This is a genomic window from Mycobacterium sp. TH-M116 (assembly GCF_057473685.1).
Genome location: NZ_JBYCLC010000345.1, coordinates 13,428 through 30,093, shown reverse-complemented (window position 1 = coordinate 30,093; position 16,666 = coordinate 13,428). Strand labels below are relative to the sequence as shown.

The window sequence follows — 16,666 nt, the reverse complement described above, 5'->3', positions numbered from 1 at the left end:
ACCGGCAACACCCGGCGTTGCCGGATTCAGCGCGATCACGCCGGCACCGGCGACCGCCAGCACTGTTGCCATGGCACCCCGGAGAGAACGGGACGAGGTGGCGAAGCCCCGCAGGCCCCCGCCGACGATCGGAGTGGAGTACGACAACACGTTCATCAACAACCTCCTGTTTGCTTCACAGCCGGCGTCCGGGACCCCCCGGGCGAACCTCGGGTAACAACGCCCTGCCAGCTAACCGGGACTTTACTGCCTGTTCGGCGAATGCAGCACAGGAATGTGACACCTTTTTTTCCTTTGCTCTCACCGTCGGACCGGCCGGCCGGCCGGCGACCGGCGCCACGGACACGACGACGCTCGCGTGACCTATGACCTGTGGCCGGATCGCCACATCGCGGTCGTGGGTCCGGCCGGCCCGACCCGCCTGACGCTTCTGGCACGGGCCATCGGATAGAAGGACAAGCCGATGAGGATTGAGGCGAAGTGCCCGATCGCGGTGAAGTCGAGTTCGGTGCGGTCCATCGTGATCAGCGGAAAGCCGAAGATGACGAACAACACCCCGAGGTAGCCCCAGCGCCAGGGTCGCGCAATCCGATAGGTCAGCACACCCATGACTCCGACCAGGAAATAGCTGACTCCGATGTCGCGGGCCAGCACCAGTCGTTCCGAGGCGTCGTGCTCCTCGATCGCGAGGTACAGCACACCCTCGCCGGCGTAGGTGGCCAGGATGTGGGACGTCAATCCCACTGTGAGCCATCCCAACTGGCCAAGCCAGTGTTCCGCGGGGGCCAGGAACAGGCTGAAAAGCAGCAGGTAGGGTTCCAGTTCCTTGCCGTCGATCCACAGCAGGCTGGAGAACAGCACACCCAGGGGATCGGAGCCCAGCCCGTGGATGTTGGTGGAGCGGTGAAGCAGTACCGCGTGCAACTGCGGGCCGGTGAGGTGATTCTGGATCAGCGTCGTGGTCACCAGCACGAGCAACCAGCCGTAGGTCAGCGGCGCGTCGGTGACGAAATGCCACACCGCGAGCGCCATGCCTCGCAGTCGTGTCCCCGCCGAGGTATTCGCCACGCCATCAACCTTGGCACGCCGAACGTTGCGCGGTGAAAGGACGGCAGACGCATCAGGAACGCGAGGGGTTGTCCGGCCTCAGGTGCCGCCACCAGCAGTTGATGTAGAGGGACATCGACACCGCCAATGCGACGAGCACCCACAGGACGATGGTGATGTCGATCCAGCTGCCGAACGGCGGCGAGCCGGGCAGCGCGTTGCGCAGCGGCACCACCGCGAAGAGCATCGCCGCGTACCAGGTCGTCATCGGCGGCTGGAACCTGCGCCGGTCGCGCGCGGTCTGGATCGCGACAACCAGGGCCAGGACGGCGATGGTGATCAGGACGCCGAGGATGACAATGGCGAACGCCGCCGTGCTGAGCGACCGCTGCAGGCTCACCCGGTAGGGGCCCTGCCCGTTGCGGTTACCGGCGGCGACCTCCCACCCGGAGAGATGATTGACGAACTTCACGGGCACGCGGATGGGCTCGGACTGGTCGCCGCGGAACAGTTCGACCTCGACCGGACCGGAGCGGTAGTGGTCGAAGGGCCAGCGTTCGATCTCGCCGGCGATGGTCAGCGGAACGGGGAACGTGCCCGGCAGCATGCCCCTGGTCCACGTGCGGCGGGTCGGCGAGGCCACCGACCGGACCCGCAGGCTGAGATCCTCGCTGAGGTGCTGGGTTTGCGGGTCCAGCAGCGCCGAGCCGGGAACCACGGTCAGATTGGCGACGAGCACACTGTAATTCGACTGGATGTCTTCGACGTTCATTGTCGCCGTTGTCGCCTCGCCGCTGGGCGGGGTCATCATCCGCTGGCGGCTCGGGCCGCCGGCGGCGTACAGCGCGACCGCGGCCACGTACGCCCCGACGATGCCCACCACCAGACCAACGGCGCCGAATCTGCCGACCGCTGCGCCCATACTGCTCCCTTTTTGCACCCCGGTGGAACGTCCCCGAGGAATGCGGAACGTCCCCGAGGAATGTAGTGCCACGAAGCGGTGCACTGCGGCGATTCGGCCAAAGCGGCGCGAGCAGGCGGCGGCGGTCGGGGCCTACTCCACGGTGACGGACTTGGCCAGGTTGCGCGGTTTGTCGACGTCGTAGCCGCGGGCCTGCGCCACCGACGCGGCGAACACCTGCAACGGCACAGTGGACAGCAGCGGCTGCAGAAGTGTTGATACCGAGGGGATTTCGACCAGGTAATCGGCGTAGGGACGCACGGTGTCGTCACCCTCCTCGGCGATGACGATGGTGATCGCGCCGCGCGTCTGAACTTCCCGGATGTTGGAGAGCAGCTTGGCGTGCAGCGTGGCCTGCCCCTTGGGCGAGGGCATGATCACGATGACCGGCAGGCCGTCTTCGATCAACGCGATCGGGCCGTGCTTGAGCTCGCCGGCGGCGAAGCCCTCGGCGTGCATGTAGGCCAGTTCCTTGAGTTTGAGCGCGCCTTCCAGCGCGACCGGGTAGCCGACATGGCGGCCCAGGAACAGCACCGTCGAGGACCGGGCGAATCGGTAGGCCAGGTCGGCCACCGGCCCGATCGTCGCGAGCATCCGGGCCACCAGGTCGGGCATCGCTTCCAGCTCACGGTATTCGCGCTCGACCTCGTCGGGGTACTTGGTGCCGCGGGCCTGCGCCAGTGCCAGCCCCACCAGGTAGTTGGCGGCGATCTGTGCGAGGAACGTCTTGGTGGAGGCCACGCCGATCTCCGGGCCGGCGCGGGTGTAGAGGACCGCATCGCATTCGCGCGGGATCTGCGAGCCGTTGGTGTTGCAGATCGCCAGTACCTTGGCCTTCTGTTCCTTGGCATGGCGCACCGCTTCCAGGGTGTCGGCGGTCTCGCCGGACTGCGAAATGGCGACCACCAGCGTGCTGCGGTCCAGTACCGGGTCCCGATAGCGGAATTCGCTGGCCAGCTCCACCTCCACCGGCAGCCGGGTCCAGTGCTCGATCGCATACTTGGCCAGCAGCCCGGAGTGATAAGCGGTACCGCAGGCGACCACGAACACCTTGTCGATGTCGCGGAGTTCCTGGTCGCTCAGTCGCTGCTCGTCCAGCACGATGCGGCCGTCGACGAAGTGCCCGAGCAGCGTGTCGGCCACCGCGGTGGGCTGCTCGGCGATCTCCTTGAGCATGAAGTACTCGTAGCCGCCCTTCTCGGCGGCGGCCAGGTCCCAGTCGATGTGGAACTCGCGGGCGTTGGCGGCGTCGTCGTTGCCGTCGAAGTCGGTGATCCGGTAGCCGTCCGCGGTCAGCACCACGGCCTGGTCCTGACCCAGTTCGACGGCGTGGCGGGTGTGCGGGATGAACGCCGCCACGTCGGAGCCGACGAACATCTCGCCGTCGCCGATGCCCAGCACCAGCGGTGTGGACCGGCGGGCGGCGACGATGGTGCCGGGCGCGTCGGCGCTGGCGAACACCAGCGTGAAATGGCCTTCCAGCCTGCGCAGCACCGCAAGCACCGACGCGACGAAGTCACCGGCCGTGGCGCCGTGGCGGTATGCCTGCGCCACCAGGTGCACCGCGACCTCGGTGTCGGTGTCGCTGGCGAACTCCACCCCGGCCGCCTCCAGCTCCTGACGCAGGACCGCGAAATTCTCGATGATGCCGTTGTGGACGACGGCGATCCGGCCGGCGGCGTCGCGGTGTGGGTGGGCGTTGCGATCGGTGGGGCGCCCATGGGTGGCCCAGCGCGTGTGGCCCAGGCCGGTGGTGCCGGTCAGCGAACTCTCCGACGACGCCGCCATGTCGGCGACCGCCTGCTCGAGGTTGGCCAGCCGGCCGGCGCGACGGCGCACGGTGAGCCGGCCGTCCGCCTCGACCAGCGCGATCCCCGACGAGTCGTAGCCGCGGTACTCCATCCGGCGCAGCGCGTCCATGACGACCTCGTGGGCTCGACGCTGCCCGACGTAGCCGACGATTCCGCACATCCATCCCAGGGTAGTGCAGGGCCACCGTCGGGGCGGTGACGCACGCGGACGGCCGGAGCTACGGCGCGGGGCCTGCCTGACACCGGAGGGCGCGCCCGGGCGCGAGCCGCAGCCGATGCCGGGGCGGGTCCATATCGGCTCTGGTGACCACGAAAGCACCGATTCCCCAGACGTCTCCGCGAGCCAGAGCTCCGATTTTTGTCCAGTTCCCGCACAGGGCTCGGCCGTACACGGCACGGTTCACTGTCGATGGCCCCGCGAATCTGGCGGTATGTGCCACGCGATGACAGGTGTTCAGCAAATGTTTCACGACACGCCAACGCCCGATAGGCCGTCCCGATCACGTGCTCACGGAGAATTCCGCGACGGTGCACATCACAGCGGCCACCGATCAGAGCTTCGAGGAGAGAACCATGACGGCTGTGCTCTACGACGAAGTCCTGTGCGCCGACCATGCTCATGGGTCGACGCCGGCCGCCCCGCTGCCAGGTCCGAGCCGGCACTCGCCGATCGTCGGAGGCGGTGATCCACTGGTGGACGCCGCAGCCCGCATGTTGAGCGTTCCGCTGCGCCAGCTTTACGCGGCGCTGTGGCGGGTGGGGGTCATCGAGGTGCTCGCGTAACGGCCGCTGAGGCACCCGGCGCACCGCCGCGGTGCGCTACCGTCGACGGGTGGCCCGCATCCGCACGCTCGTCGCGACCCTCAGCCGCCGTGGCCCCCACCGGGTTTTGCGCGGTGACCTGGCCTTCGCGGGCCTGCCGGGGGTGGTCTACACCCCAGAGGCGGGGCTGAACCTTCCCGGCGTGGCCTTCGGCCATGACTGGCTCACCGGCGCCGCCCGCTATCACGGTCTTCTGGAGCACCTGGCGTCGTGGGGCATCGCGGCGGGCGCTCCTGACACCGAGCGCGGCGTGGCGCCGTCGGTGCTGAATCTGGCGTTCGACCTCGGTACCGCGCTCGACATCATGGCGGGAGTTCGCCTCGGACCGGGCAAGATCAGCGTCCATCCCGCCAAGCTCGGCCTCGCGGGCCACGGGTTCGGCGGGTCGGCTGCCGTGTTCGCCGCCGCCGGCATGGCCGGGATGGCCGGCGAGCCGGCCCGAGCAGTCGCGGCGATCTTCCCGACGGTGACCAGTCCCCGGGCCGAGGAGCCGGCTGCGACGTTGAAGGTTCCCGGCCTGGTCCTGACCGCGCCCGCAGACCCCGCGTCGCTGAACTCCGACGCGCTGGCCCTGTCGCACGCATGGCAGGCGGCCACGCTGCGCATCGTCCGCAAAGCCGAACGCGGCGGGCTGGCCGAGGGCCGGCGACTGCCCCAAGCCTTCGGGCTGGGCGGGTCGCACCGGCGCACGCAGCGCTCGGTCCGTGCGCTGCTGACCGGGTACCTGCTCTGCACACTCGGCGGTGACACGACCTACCGCGACTTCGCCGATCCGGACGTGCACCTGCCCAGGACCGATCAGGTGGACCCCCAGACCCCGCCGGTTTCGCTGGAAGACAAGATCGTCGCGCTGCTGAAATAGCGCGGCCCGCCGCAGCACGCCGGGGACGTCGTGGTATGCCTCGTGGGTGCGCATCGGGATAGCTCTGGATTATTCGGGTGGCTTTCACCAGGCCGTCGACCGCGTCGTCGAGCTGGAGAAGTCCGGCCTCGACATCGCGGTGGTGGCCGAGGCATATTCCTTCGACGCCGTCAGCCAGCTCGGATACCTGGCGGCCAAGACAGACATCGTCGAGTTGGCCTCAGGTGTGGTTCCTCTCTATCTCCGGACACCGTCGCTGCTGGCCATGACCGCCGCGGGCCTGGACTTCGTGTCCGACGGCCGGTTCCGCCTCGGGATCGGCACGTCCGGGCCCCAGGTGATCGAAGGATTTCACGGCGTGGAGTTCGACGCGCCGTTGGGCCGCACCCGCGAGGTCGTGGAGATCTGCCGGAAGGTGTGGCGGCGCGAACGGCTCGAATACGCCGGCGCGCATTATCAGATCCCGGTGCCGCCCGGCCGGGGCACGGGACTGGGCAAACCTCTCCGTCTGATCAATCATCCTGTGCGCGAACGTATTCCGATCACGATTGCCGCGCTGGGCCCGAAGAACGTGGAATTGACCGCCGAGATCGCCGAAGGCTGGCAGCCGGTTTTCTACCTGCCGGAGAAAGCCGATTCCGTCTGGGGCGAGGCGCTGGCCGCCGGTGCTGCCAAACGCGATCCCGGGCTGGGGCCGCTGGATGTCATGGTGCACGCATCGCTGGCCATCGGTGACGGCGTCGAGGAGCGATTGGCCTGGGTGAAACCTCAGCTGGCCCTATACATCGGCGGGATGGGGGCCAAGGGCCGCAACTTCTACCACAATCTCGCGACCCGGTACGGGTTCGGTGAGGTCGCCGACCGGATTCAGGAGCTGTATCTGTCCGGCCGCAAGCTGGAGGCCACCGATGCCGTGCCCGACGAGTTGGTGCGCGGGATTTCGCTGGTCGGCCCCCGAGGGTTCGTCGCCGAACGCCTGGCGGCTTTCGCCGAGGCCGGGGTGACGACGTTGTTGGTCAGCCCGGTGGCCGCCGAACCCAGGGAATCAGTGCGTCATGTCCAAGAGCTTCTCGAGCTGCGACCCGACTGAACTCGTCACTGGCCCGCCTGCGGCAGCTGGTCCGCGGCGATCTCACACGGTGTCGATGCCTGGTCCACCGCAGGTTCCGCGTCGCCCGGCGGCGCCACGGGACCGGGTGCAGCGACCGGCGCCAGCGCATCGACCGGTTGCGACTGGTCATCGGGTTGCGACTGGTCACCGGGTTGCGACTGGTCGTCCTGGTCCGTTTGGCCGACGTCCTCGACATCGTCACCGGGGGACTGCTCGTCGGCGTTCTGGTCCCTGCCGACTGGGCGGAAGGGGGCGTCGCCGCCGGGGTCGTCCGCGGCGCTCAGTGCGTCGTCGAGCGCCGCCGGGTCGCCGAGCCGGCCGGCCGAACCGAGCAGACCACCCATGGCATCGACGATCCGACCCGCGAGTCCGCTCAAACCGCCCAGGCCACCGAGGTCGCCGCCCAGACCGCCGGCGGGCATACCCGCCGCGTCACCGAGCGCCGCTCCCCAGTCCTGGGCCAAAGGCGCCGTGGCAGCAGCCGGCGGCGGGCCGGCCGGCACGGGGGGCGGCGGCGGCGGGCCGGCCGGCACGGGGGGCGGCGGCGGCGCGCCGGCCGGCGCAGGGGGCGGCGGCGGCGCGCCGGCCGGCGCAGGAGGCAGCGAGGGGTCGGTCGGCCCGAGGGACGCCACCGCGGCGGGTACGACGGCCGCGGGTGCGACGGCCGCCGGCGGGTCCGGTTGGTAGGCCGGACCGAAATCGCCGGGAACCTCGAAGTACGCCACCGGCGCGACGGCCATCCTGTCGATGACCATGTCGTAGGCCGCTGCGATCCCCGCCATGCTCGAACGCATCGCGGTCAGCCAGTCGTTGCGAATGTCGTTGTCGACGTAGGGGTTTATCTCGTGACGGACGACCTGTTCGACGGACGCCGGATCGCCGGCCCCGTGGGTGGCCGCTGCGGCGGCCGTTAACCACGCCGGCCGCTGCGCCTGCGTGCGATCGTCGATGGCGACGGTCGTGGCGACCTTCGAGTCGAGCAGGTACCACAGGTTGTCACGCAACGACTCACACCGCTGCGCCGCAGCACGGACCTCGGTGGTCACGGTGTCGGCCGCGTCGCAATGGCGACGCAGGAACGCGATCGCGGCGGCACCGCCCGGGCCCGTCCATGCCGCGGCCAGCTCGTCTACCTGGGCCCGCTGAATGCGGAGGGCTTCGGCGACTGCGGCGCCCGCCGCACGCAGTTGCGCGCAGTCGCGATCCAGTGCATGCAGGTCCAGGCCCTGTTCGCTGTCGTACCAGTCCAGGATCTGGGACGGGCGCGCCGTCAGGTCGGGCTCCCGGTAACCAAGCGCGCGACAGGCCTGCACGTAGCACTGGATGTGCTCGGCGGCGAACCGGCCGTCGGCGAGGCGTTCGGCGACGTCAAACCGGTCGGCCATGCTCAGGCGATCCGTCTGGCGGCGCACAGTTCGGCGTCGGCATAGCGGTCGGCGCTGGCTCGCAGGGCAACGGCGACGGCCACGGACGCCCGGGACCACTGCGACAACTCCGCCGCGAGCCTCTGCAGGCCCGCACGCAGTGCATCGCCGCGCGCGGCGAATGGGCGCCCTGCACCGGCCCCGCTGAAGGCCAGCCTGGCCAGGTGCTCCTCCACGGCGTCGTCGATCAGTTCGGCGGCCACCCTCAATCGGTCGGCGACCCCGTGCACCGCCGGCACGTCAACCTCGGCACAACTGCGTTCTCTCATGCCTGTTCCGACGCCGGGAGCGGCGCCGGGGTTCCAACGAAGATCAGCTCGCGGCGCTGACCGCTTCGGCCACCTGCGCGGCGATCCGCTCCGCGACCTCCTTGGCGGGCGCTTCGACCATGACGCGGATCACGGGTTCGGTTCCGGAGGGCCGCAACAGGATCCGGCCCGTATCGCCCAACTCGGTCGTCGCCTCCGCGACAGCGGCCTGCACCGACGGCGCCTCGGAGGCGGCCCTGTCGGCGACCTCGACGTTGATCAGCACCTGGGGCAACGTCCGCATCGCCGCGGCGAGCTCGGCCAGCGGGGCGCCCGTCTGCACCATGCGGGTCATCAATCTCAGACCGGTGACGATGCCGTCTCCGGTGGAGCCCAGCGCGGGCATCACGATGTGGCCGGACTGCTCCCCGCCGAGGCTGTAGTCGCCGGCGCGCAACTCCTCCAGAACATAGCGGTCGCCGACGCCGGTCGTGCGCACGCTGATACCGGCCGAACGCATGGCCAGATGCAGCCCCAGGTTGCTCATCACGGTCGTGACCAGTGTGTCCGAGGCGAGCTCCCGAGCCTCCTGCATCGCCAACGCGAGCACGACCATGATCGCGTCGCCGTCGACGACGTGTCCGCCGGCGTCGACGGCCAGACACCGATCGGCGTCCCCGTCGTGCGCCAAGCCGAGATCGGCACCGTGCGCGACGACTGCCGCGCGCAGCGAATCCAGGTGAGTGGACCCACAACCGTCGTTGATGTTGAGCCCGTTGGGCTCGGCGTTGATCGCGATGACCCGGGCACCGGCGGCGCGGTAGGCGGTCGGGGCGGCTGAGGACGCCGCGCCGTGGGCGCAGTCGACGACCACGGTCAGCCCGTCGAGCCGCAGCGTGCTGGCCTTGCCGACGTGGCGAAGGTAGCGGTCCGCGGCGTCCTCGGCGTCGATCACCCGACCGATCCCCGCCGCGACCGGCCGCACCCCCGGCCCGGCGGCGAGGAGTTCCTCGATCCGGTTCTCGCTGTCGTCGTCGAGTTTGCGGCCGCCGGGACCGAACACCTTGATGCCGTTGTCGGGCATCGGATTGTGCGATGCCGAGATCACGACACCGAAGTCGGCGTCATAGGCACCGGTCAGGTAGGCCACCGCCGGTGTGGGCAGCACCCCGACCCGCAGCGCGTCGACGCCCTGGCTGGTCAGCCCGGCGATCACCGCGGCTTCCAGCATCTCCCCGCTGGCACGGGGATCCCGGCCCACCACTGCGACCCGCCTGCCGGGTCCGCCCGGCCGCGCCAGGTGCCCGGCCGCTGCCGCGCCCAGCGCCAACGCCAGCTCGGCGGTCAACTCACGATTGGCGACCCCACGAACACCGTCAGTGCCGAATAGTCGACCCATGCGGACAAACCTCTCACAGTTTGGGCGGTCCAGCACCCAGCGTGCCTGTTCTTTTCTGACCGAAACCGCGCACGATTGCGCGCAGACACGCCGAGAACCGGACACAAAGTCTCGTGCGAGATGCCGCTTCGCGGCCGGAAAGTGACCGCCGATCAGCGCTTGCTGTACTGGGGTGCCTTACGTGCCTTCTTCAGGCCGTACTTCTTGCGCTCGGTAGCACGCGGATCGCGGGTGAGAAAGCCTGCCTTCTTCAGCGCGGGGCGGTCCTCCGGCTGCACGAGAATCAGCGCGCGGGCGATGCCCAGGCGCAGCGCACCGGCCTGTCCCGATGGTCCGCCGCCGGTCAGGTGGGCGAAGATGTCGAAGTTTTCCGCCCGGTCCACCGTGACCAGCGGAGCCTTGATCAGCTGCTGGTGCACCTTGTTGGGGAAGTATGCCTCCAGGCTGCGGCCGTTGAGGTCGAATTTGCCGGTGCCGGGCACCAGCCGCACCCGCACCACGGCCTCCTTGCGGCGGCCGACGGTCTGGATGGGCCGCTCGAACACAAAGGAGTCGCCGGCGGGCATGCCGGTGACCCCAGCAGCCTTGGTGCGCTCTGGGACCTCGAGAGCGGCTTCCGGCGCTTCGGTGGCTTCGGTGGCCTGCGGAGCTTCTTCCACTTCCACGGCTTCGGTCGTCTCGGTCACTGGGCCACCTGCTTGATCTCGAACGGAACCGGCTGTTGCGCGGCGTGGGGGTGCTCCGGACCGGCGTAGACGTGCAGCTTGCGCTGGATCTGCCGACTGAGCTTGTTCTTGGGCAGCATGCCGACGATCGCTTTTTCAACGACGCGGTCGGGGTGCTTCTGCATCAGCTCTCCGATGGTGCGCTTGCGCAGGCCACCGGGGTATCCGGAGTGGCGGTAAGCCAGCTTGTCGCGCAGCTTCTCGGGGCCGATGGCGACCTTGTCGGCATTGATGACGATGACGAAGTCTCCGCCATCGACGTTGGGGGCGAACGTCGGCTTGTGCTTACCGCGCAGCAGGGTGGCTACCGCAACGGCAAGACGGCCAAGCACCACGTCCGTGGCGTCGATGACATACCACGACCGCGTGGTGTCACCCGCCTTCGGCGCATAAGTAGGCACAGGGCTTACCTTCTCTTCTCGGGGTGAATCCCGGTGCGACCCGGGTGCCGGTCAGGCGCCACACGGTGGGGCTGATCTCGGCGACCGACATTGACCCGAGGCCCCGGCGTTACCGCACGCCAACGCAGCAGCTTACCGACGGACGTCCCCGCAGGTCAAAATCGCTGTGTGGTCCCGGCGGCTCTCCTCCGCCGGAACCACACAGACGTTCGTGGGAGCGCGACGGCTACCGCGCCCAGAGACCGGCGGCTCGGCGGTCGGCGTCGGCCACCTCCTCGGCGCCGTCGCGCACGGCGTTGCCGAGGTCGACGAGGATCTCGTTGAGCGCGGTCGCTGCCTGATGCCACTTCAGCTGCTCCACCTGGTAGGCGGCCGCCGCTTCCCGGGTCCACAGCTGCTGCAGCGGGGCGATCTGCGATCTCAACTCCTCCAGCGCGGCGTTGAACCGCGCCGACGTGGCGTGGATCTCTTGGCGCACAGCGTATTCCAGTTCGCCGAAGTTGTAGGACAGCACCGGTTCCACGACTGTCTCCTTCCCGTCACAGGTGTGCGCCGGAGGCGGCGACGCGGTGGGCATGGTGTTGTGCGGCCTCCTGCAGGGCGGCCGCGTTGTGCCGGATGGTCTCGGCGATGTCATGCAGGACGTGGTGCAGCCGCAACGACTCGGCGTTCCAGCGATCCACCACCTCCTTGAACCGCGCCGCCGCGGGCCCGCCCCATACCGACGGCGGGACGCCGCCCATGCGGCCGATGAATACCTGCAGCATCGCCCGGAGTTCTTCGTTGCGGGTGTCGGTCGTGGCCGCGACCGAGCGCATCAGGTCGAAGTCGGTGCTCAGGGTGTTGGAAGTCGCCATATCAGGTTCGACCTCGGCGGAGCGGGTTCGGTTCCCACCGAATTCCGGTTCATCCAACCGCGTGCGCGGAGCGGACCGCCTGCTCGCACACGTCGCGCACGACGGCATAGCCACCGGGACGGCTCTGGCACCCGACGCTGATCCGGACGGCGCCGTCCAGTAGTACCGTCCACCACACGTGGTGGCGGGCCCGCACCTCGCGGTAGGTGGCCGCGGGGCGGCCTGCGCTGGTCCCCGACGGGTCGAAGTCCACGAACACCGCGGCCGGTTCGGCGTCGATAGCCCGCTTGAGCCGCTCGGCGGCGCCGCTCAGCGCCTCACCGGGCACCGGTGACTGGGTGATGTGCAGCGCGACCTCGGGATCGGACGGCGAGGTGACCTGCACCCGTGCCGAACCGGGCCCGGTGACCACGCGCTGGGCCGGCCAGCCGGCCGGAACCGAGAGCGCCACCCTGCCCTCCACCAGGAGGGTCGAGGCCGCGGCGCGCGCCGGCCCCGTGGCCTGACGCTCGCCCGGCGCCACGGCCGGTGCTGCCGCCGCCATGACCACGGCGGCGGCCGTGAACACGGTGCGCAGCCGGGACCGCGTGCTCAACCCCCCGGTGCCCGGCCGCGGCGGCGCGATCCGGCCGGCGCCGGCCGGAGGCGGCCCGGCCGAGCGGGCCAGCCGGGCCATGCCGGCGTCGTCGACGTGGACGACCGCACGCCCGCCACCGCGCGCCGCACCGCTGAGCGACCTCGCGAACGTCGTGGCCCCCGGCACGGTGCCCGGCGCGTCGACCACCACCGTGCCCGTCGTCGCGGCGACAAGCGTCGCGACCTTCTCCTCCGCCTCGCCGCACCCCGTCGCGCGGGGTATCGCGACCACCTCGGCACCGGCGACCAGAACCAACCGCTCGGCGATCTCCACCACCACCGCCGCCCCGGCCCCGGACGCCCGCGCCAACAGCCACGACCGCGGCCGCACCACCACGTCGTCGGCCAGCGTGCACGCGGCCGCAGTGACCACGCCGACACGCGAGGACGACCACCACGACGGGTGCACCAGGAGCAACGCTGCCCCGGCATCAGGGCACAGCGACGATCGGAGCGCGGCGCGCCACAGCGCATCGACGCTCACCGGTCGATCCCCGAGCAGCGCGACCCGGTCGTCGATCGCTTCCAGGGCCGCCGTCACGACTTCGGCGTCAGCCGATCCATCTGTGGCGCAACATAACCGGCGTACGGTGCCAGGCCCCGTCTCCAGGATCGCGCGGTGCCCGCTCACGGCGGACTCCAGGCCACTTGGATCAGCTGTTCGTCACCTGCGCGGGTGACCAGGATGCCGCGCCCCGGCGGCAACCGCACCGGCCGGCCCGAACCCAGCGGGGCGCCGTCGGCGGGACATCCGCTCATTCTCAGTTCTGTGGCGCCCAGATCGCGCAGGCCCGCCAGCAGGGGCTCGAACAGCACGCGTTCGGCGCCCCCGCAGCGCCGGGCGATCACCAGGTGCAGGCCCAGATCTCTTGCATACGGCAGGTATTCGGCCAAACCCAGCAGCGGGTTGCCCGAGGGGGCGGCCACCAGGTCGTAGTCGTCGACCAACACGTAGACGTCCGGCCCGGACCACCAGGCCCTGGCCCGCAGCTGCGCCTGGCTCACGCCCGCGGGTGGCATCCGCTCCCGCAGCCGGTCCAGCAACTCGGGGAGCAGCGCGGCCAGCGCCGCCGGAGATGCCGCGTACCCGCCGACGTGTTCGGTCTCGACCGCACCGAGCAGCCCGCGGCGGAAGTCGACGATCACCAGGTGCGCCTCGGCCACACTCAGGCTGCGCGCGAACTCCCGGCACAGGACCCGCAGGGCGGCGGTTTTTCCGCACTCGCTGTCCCCGAGGATCAGCAGATGTTGGTACCGCTCGAAATCGACTGCCACCGGACATAATCGACTCTCCTCAAGGCCGAACAGGACGCCCGCGCGCGGTCCGGCACCGGCAGCACCGACGACGGCGTGGTGGTCCACGTGCGCGGGTAGCAACGGTATGGGCGGCGCCGCCGAGTCACTGTGCGGGATCTCGTCGACGGGCACGGCGATCACCATGTGCATACCGTCGGGTGAGATGCCGCGGCCCGGCCTGTCGCGAGGCACGTGCTGTGCCGCCTTGCGGTCGAGTTCGGAGTCGGCCGGATCTCCGAGCCGCAGCTCGATGCGGGTGCCGATCTGGTCGCGCAGCGACGGCCTGATGTCGGCCCAACGTCCCGCCGATACCACCACGTGCACGCCGAACGAAAGTCCCTGGGCGGCAAGTGTGGTGATCGAGGACTCCAGCTCCTCGAACTCGTGCCGCAGCCTCCCCCAGCCGTCGACCACCAGGAACACGTCACCGAACGGATCGTCGTGCGGTACCGCGCGCTGCGCACGCAGCCTGCGGTATTGGCCGATCGAGTCGATGCGGTGCTCACCGAAGAGGGCTTCCCGCGAGCGCATCACTGACTCGCACTCAGCGACCACGCGAGCCGCGAGCCGCGGTTCGGCCCGGCTCGCGACGGCACCCACGTGCGGCCAGTCACGCACCGAGGCCAGCGCTCCGCCACCGAAATCCAGGCAGTAGAACTGAACCCGGCCCGGATCGTGGGTGGTGGCCAACGCGGTGATCAGCGTCCGCAGCGCTGTCGACTTCCCGCTTTGAGGCGCGCCGACGATCGCCACGTTGCCCGCGCCCGCGGACAAGTCGACCAGCAGCGGTGTCCGGCGCTGCTCGAACGGACGGTCGACGATGCCGATGGGAACCGTCAGTGCGCGCGGCGCGAGCTCGCGCAACAGGGTGTCCAGCGCCGGCGGCGCACCCAGCGGCGGCAACCACACCCGGTGCGCCGGCGGCCCGTGCCCGGACACTCGGTCCACGACCGCGTGCAGAACCGTCGGCGCCGGGCCGCGCTCCGCGACCCGGGTCACCGGCCCGACCGCGCCGGCGTCGAACCGGCACACCGTCCCCGGCGGCCTCGCGGGAGGCGCAGACGACCGCAGCGGTCCCGACACGCAGGCGGCCTGGAAGCGGACCGGCTTTTCACTGCCGACACGCAGGTAGCCCGCGCCGGGCGTGTTGGGTAATTCGTAGGCGTCGGGCGTCCCCAACACCAGGCGGGATTCGCCGGCGGACAAAGTCTTCAGACACAACCGGTAGGACAGGTGGGACTCCAGACCCCTCAACCTGCCCTCTTCGAGGCGCTGAGTGGCCAGCAGCAGATGCATGCCCAGCGAGCGGCCGACCCGGCCGATCGCCACGAACGTGTCGGCGAAATCGGGATTGCGGCTGAGCAGTTCGGAGAACTCGTCGACGACGACGAACAACGAGGGCAGTGGGGTCAGCGCTGCGCCGTCGCGGCGGGCGCGTTCGTAGGCCCCGACACCGACACACCCGGCCGCCCGCAGCAGCTCCTGGCGACGATTGATCTCACCGCCCAGCGCGTCACGCATCCGGGCCACCAGCGGCGCGTCGTCGGCCAGGTTGGTGATGACCGCCGCGACGTGGGGAGCACCGGCCATGTCCAGAAAGGTTGATCCCCCTTTGAAGTCGACGAGCAGCAGGTTGAGCACGGCCGGTGAGTGCAGCGCCATCATTCCCAGTGCGACGGTGCGCAGCAGTTCGGACTTTCCCGAACCGGTGGCCCCCACACACAGACCGTGCGGTCCGACCCCGCCCTCGGCGGGCTCCTTGATGTCGAGCCGCAGCGGCGCACCGTCGGCCCCGGCACCGATGGGCACGCACAGCCGCTCATGCTCGCCGGCAGTGCGCCACAGCAGGGTCGGGTCGAAGTCGGCGATGTCAACGATCCCGGCCAGCCCCAGCCACCCGGAGTCCCCGAACCGACCGTCGGCACCGATCCGGTAGGCGGCGAGCCGGCGCGCACAGGTCAGCGCGCCCAAGGGGTCGAGTCGGTCGGGGCGCGCGACGGTCTGCGTGTCGCCGTCCCCAGTGATCGTCACCGGCGCCCCGTCGCGCCCACCGCCGACCGCGAGGGTGATGACACCGGGCATCGCGGCGACGTCGTCGACGACGTCGGCGATCACCACTGCCTGCCGCGAGCCCCGCACCGAGCCCAGCACCGCCAGCGCCTCCAGCGCCTCCAGCGCCGCCAGCGCCGCCAGCGCCTCGGAAACACTGGAGTACACCATGCGGGCGGGCCCTAAGGCGTCGGTGCTGGCGGGATGTCGGTTGTGGGGCAACCATTTCAGCCAATCCCAGTGGACGCGGACGTGGTCGCCGACCGCGCCGGCGATCAGCAGCTGATCCGGGGCATGCAGCACTGCCAGCTGACAGACGACGGCGCGCAGCAGACCCCGCACCGCCGCCGGGTCACCGCGGAGGGTCAGCCTTTCCCCGGGTAGCAGTCCGATCGCGATCGGCACATCGGCGAGCGCGGCGTGGGTGTCGACGAACCGCCGCATCGCCGCGGTGGTCACCGGGTCGGCTGCCCTCCCGGAGGGCGCCTCCGGGGCCACCAGCCGGGCGGCAAGGGGCCGGATACCGACTCCGACCCGGACCAGGCAGAAATCGGCGTCGGCGACCCGCCGCTCCCACATCCTCGGACCGCCGATCAGCGTCCACAAGGTGTCCGGGTCCGGATGGATCCAAAGCTGCGCCAACCGTTGTGCCGCAGCTTTTTCGGTGACCGCCAGGCGCAGAGTGCCCAGGTGTTCGAGGTAGCCGGTCCGGTCGGCGTCGATGTCGCCGCGGCGCCCCCGACCGGCGATCACCGTCGTCAGGGCGGAGAGCAGCATCATCGCCGGAAATGCCAGGAGGACCGGGCTGCGGCCCGCGCCCGGCCCCTGCAGCGACGACACCGCCATGGCTCCCGCGGCCGCCACCGACGTGACAAGCGGGAGCAGCCGCAGCAGCGCTCCCGACGACGCGCGGGCCGGCAGGCCGGGCGGGGCATCGACGACGATGTCGTCCTGCGCGACAGCCGGCGGAAGTCGCCGCGCCGTGGGCACAAAGTCGTCCGTCATCGCGATCCTCCC

The 16,666-nt window shown here is 70.2% G+C and carries 15 protein-coding genes; 3 read left to right on the top strand and 12 right to left on the bottom strand.

What is annotated here, in order from left to right; translation table 11 throughout:
- Window positions 1-363: 363 nt before the first annotated feature.
- From AC2VOK_RS17830 to glmS, 3 genes are all read right to left on the bottom strand, one after another.
- Window positions 364-1,032: a rhomboid-like protein gene (locus tag AC2VOK_RS17830; RefSeq protein ID WP_428901653.1), complete on the bottom strand. Its 669-nt coding sequence runs from the start codon at window positions 1,030-1,032 to the stop codon at window positions 364-366.
- A gap of 88 nt (window positions 1,033-1,120) precedes the next feature.
- Window positions 1,121-1,969, bottom strand: coding sequence for a DUF4436 domain-containing protein (locus tag AC2VOK_RS17825; RefSeq protein WP_428901651.1), 849 nt, complete (start codon window positions 1,967-1,969; stop codon window positions 1,121-1,123).
- Between the two features lie 132 nt (window positions 1,970-2,101).
- On the bottom strand, window positions 2,102-3,979 hold the full coding sequence (gene glmS, locus AC2VOK_RS17820) for a glutamine--fructose-6-phosphate transaminase (isomerizing) (protein ID WP_428901650.1): 1,878 nt from the start codon (window positions 3,977-3,979) through the stop codon (window positions 2,102-2,104).
- Between the two features lie 413 nt (window positions 3,980-4,392).
- On the opposite strand from glmS, the gene AC2VOK_RS17815 reads away from it, so the two are divergent.
- Genes AC2VOK_RS17815 through AC2VOK_RS17805 form a run of 3 tightly spaced genes read left to right on the top strand, consistent with a single transcriptional unit; the run spans window position 4,393 to window position 6,593 of the window.
- Entirely contained in the window at window positions 4,393-4,602 is a 210-nt protein-coding gene (locus tag AC2VOK_RS17815; RefSeq protein ID WP_428901649.1) for an Rv1535 family protein, read from the top strand.
- A 49-nt stretch (window positions 4,603-4,651) separates the two neighbouring features.
- The gene (locus tag AC2VOK_RS17810) at window positions 4,652-5,503 is read left to right on the top strand and encodes a dienelactone hydrolase family protein (RefSeq protein ID WP_428901648.1); all 852 of its coding nucleotides are present in this window, start codon (window positions 4,652-4,654) and stop codon (window positions 5,501-5,503) included.
- A 46-nt stretch (window positions 5,504-5,549) separates the two neighbouring features.
- Window positions 5,550-6,593 carry an LLM class F420-dependent oxidoreductase gene (locus tag AC2VOK_RS17805; protein ID WP_428901647.1) on the top strand — a complete coding sequence of 348 codons (1,044 nt, stop codon included), beginning with the start codon at window positions 5,550-5,552 and terminating at the stop codon, window positions 6,591-6,593.
- A gap of 5 nt (window positions 6,594-6,598) precedes the next feature.
- On the opposite strand, the gene AC2VOK_RS17800 is transcribed toward AC2VOK_RS17805, so the two are convergent.
- The 9 genes from AC2VOK_RS17800 to eccCa all read right to left on the bottom strand — a co-directional run bounded on the left by AC2VOK_RS17800 (window position 6,599) and on the right by eccCa (window position 16,654).
- A complete protein-coding gene (locus AC2VOK_RS17800) occupies window positions 6,599-7,999 on the bottom strand; it encodes a hypothetical protein (RefSeq protein ID WP_428901646.1) in 1,401 nt (466 codons plus the stop codon).
- A gap of 2 nt (window positions 8,000-8,001) precedes the next feature.
- The gene (locus AC2VOK_RS17795; RefSeq protein ID WP_428901645.1) at window positions 8,002-8,307 is read right to left on the bottom strand and encodes a type VII secretion target; all 306 of its coding nucleotides are present in this window, start codon (window positions 8,305-8,307) and stop codon (window positions 8,002-8,004) included.
- A 43-nt stretch (window positions 8,308-8,350) separates the two neighbouring features.
- A complete protein-coding gene (gene glmM, locus AC2VOK_RS17790) occupies window positions 8,351-9,685 on the bottom strand; it encodes a phosphoglucosamine mutase (protein ID WP_428901644.1) in 1,335 nt (444 codons plus the stop codon).
- A 152-nt stretch (window positions 9,686-9,837) separates the two neighbouring features.
- Window positions 9,838-10,251: a 30S ribosomal protein S9 gene (rpsI, locus tag AC2VOK_RS17785; RefSeq protein ID WP_428901652.1), complete on the bottom strand. Its 414-nt coding sequence runs from the start codon at window positions 10,249-10,251 to the stop codon at window positions 9,838-9,840.
- 116 nt (window positions 10,252-10,367) lie between these two features.
- The gene (gene rplM / locus AC2VOK_RS17780; protein ID WP_421529406.1) at window positions 10,368-10,811 is read right to left on the bottom strand and encodes a 50S ribosomal protein L13; all 444 of its coding nucleotides are present in this window, start codon (window positions 10,809-10,811) and stop codon (window positions 10,368-10,370) included.
- Between the two features lie 226 nt (window positions 10,812-11,037).
- A complete protein-coding gene (locus AC2VOK_RS17775; RefSeq protein WP_428901643.1) occupies window positions 11,038-11,388 on the bottom strand; it encodes a WXG100 family type VII secretion target in 351 nt (116 codons plus the stop codon).
- Window positions 11,351-11,668 (bottom strand): WXG100 family type VII secretion target, encoded by a 318-nt coding sequence (locus AC2VOK_RS17770; protein WP_421529408.1) that lies wholly within the window; start codon window positions 11,666-11,668, stop codon window positions 11,351-11,353. The genes AC2VOK_RS17775 and AC2VOK_RS17770 overlap by 38 nt, the downstream gene beginning before the upstream one ends.
- A 49-nt stretch (window positions 11,669-11,717) precedes the next feature.
- Window positions 11,718-12,935, bottom strand: coding sequence for a type VII secretion-associated protein (locus tag AC2VOK_RS17765; RefSeq protein WP_428901642.1), 1,218 nt, complete (start codon window positions 12,933-12,935; stop codon window positions 11,718-11,720).
- On the bottom strand, window positions 12,932-16,654 hold the full coding sequence (gene eccCa, locus AC2VOK_RS17760; RefSeq protein WP_428901641.1) for a type VII secretion protein EccCa: 3,723 nt from the start codon (window positions 16,652-16,654) through the stop codon (window positions 12,932-12,934). The genes AC2VOK_RS17765 and eccCa overlap by 4 nt, the downstream gene beginning before the upstream one ends.
- Between the last annotated feature and the right edge of the window lie 12 nt (window positions 16,655-16,666).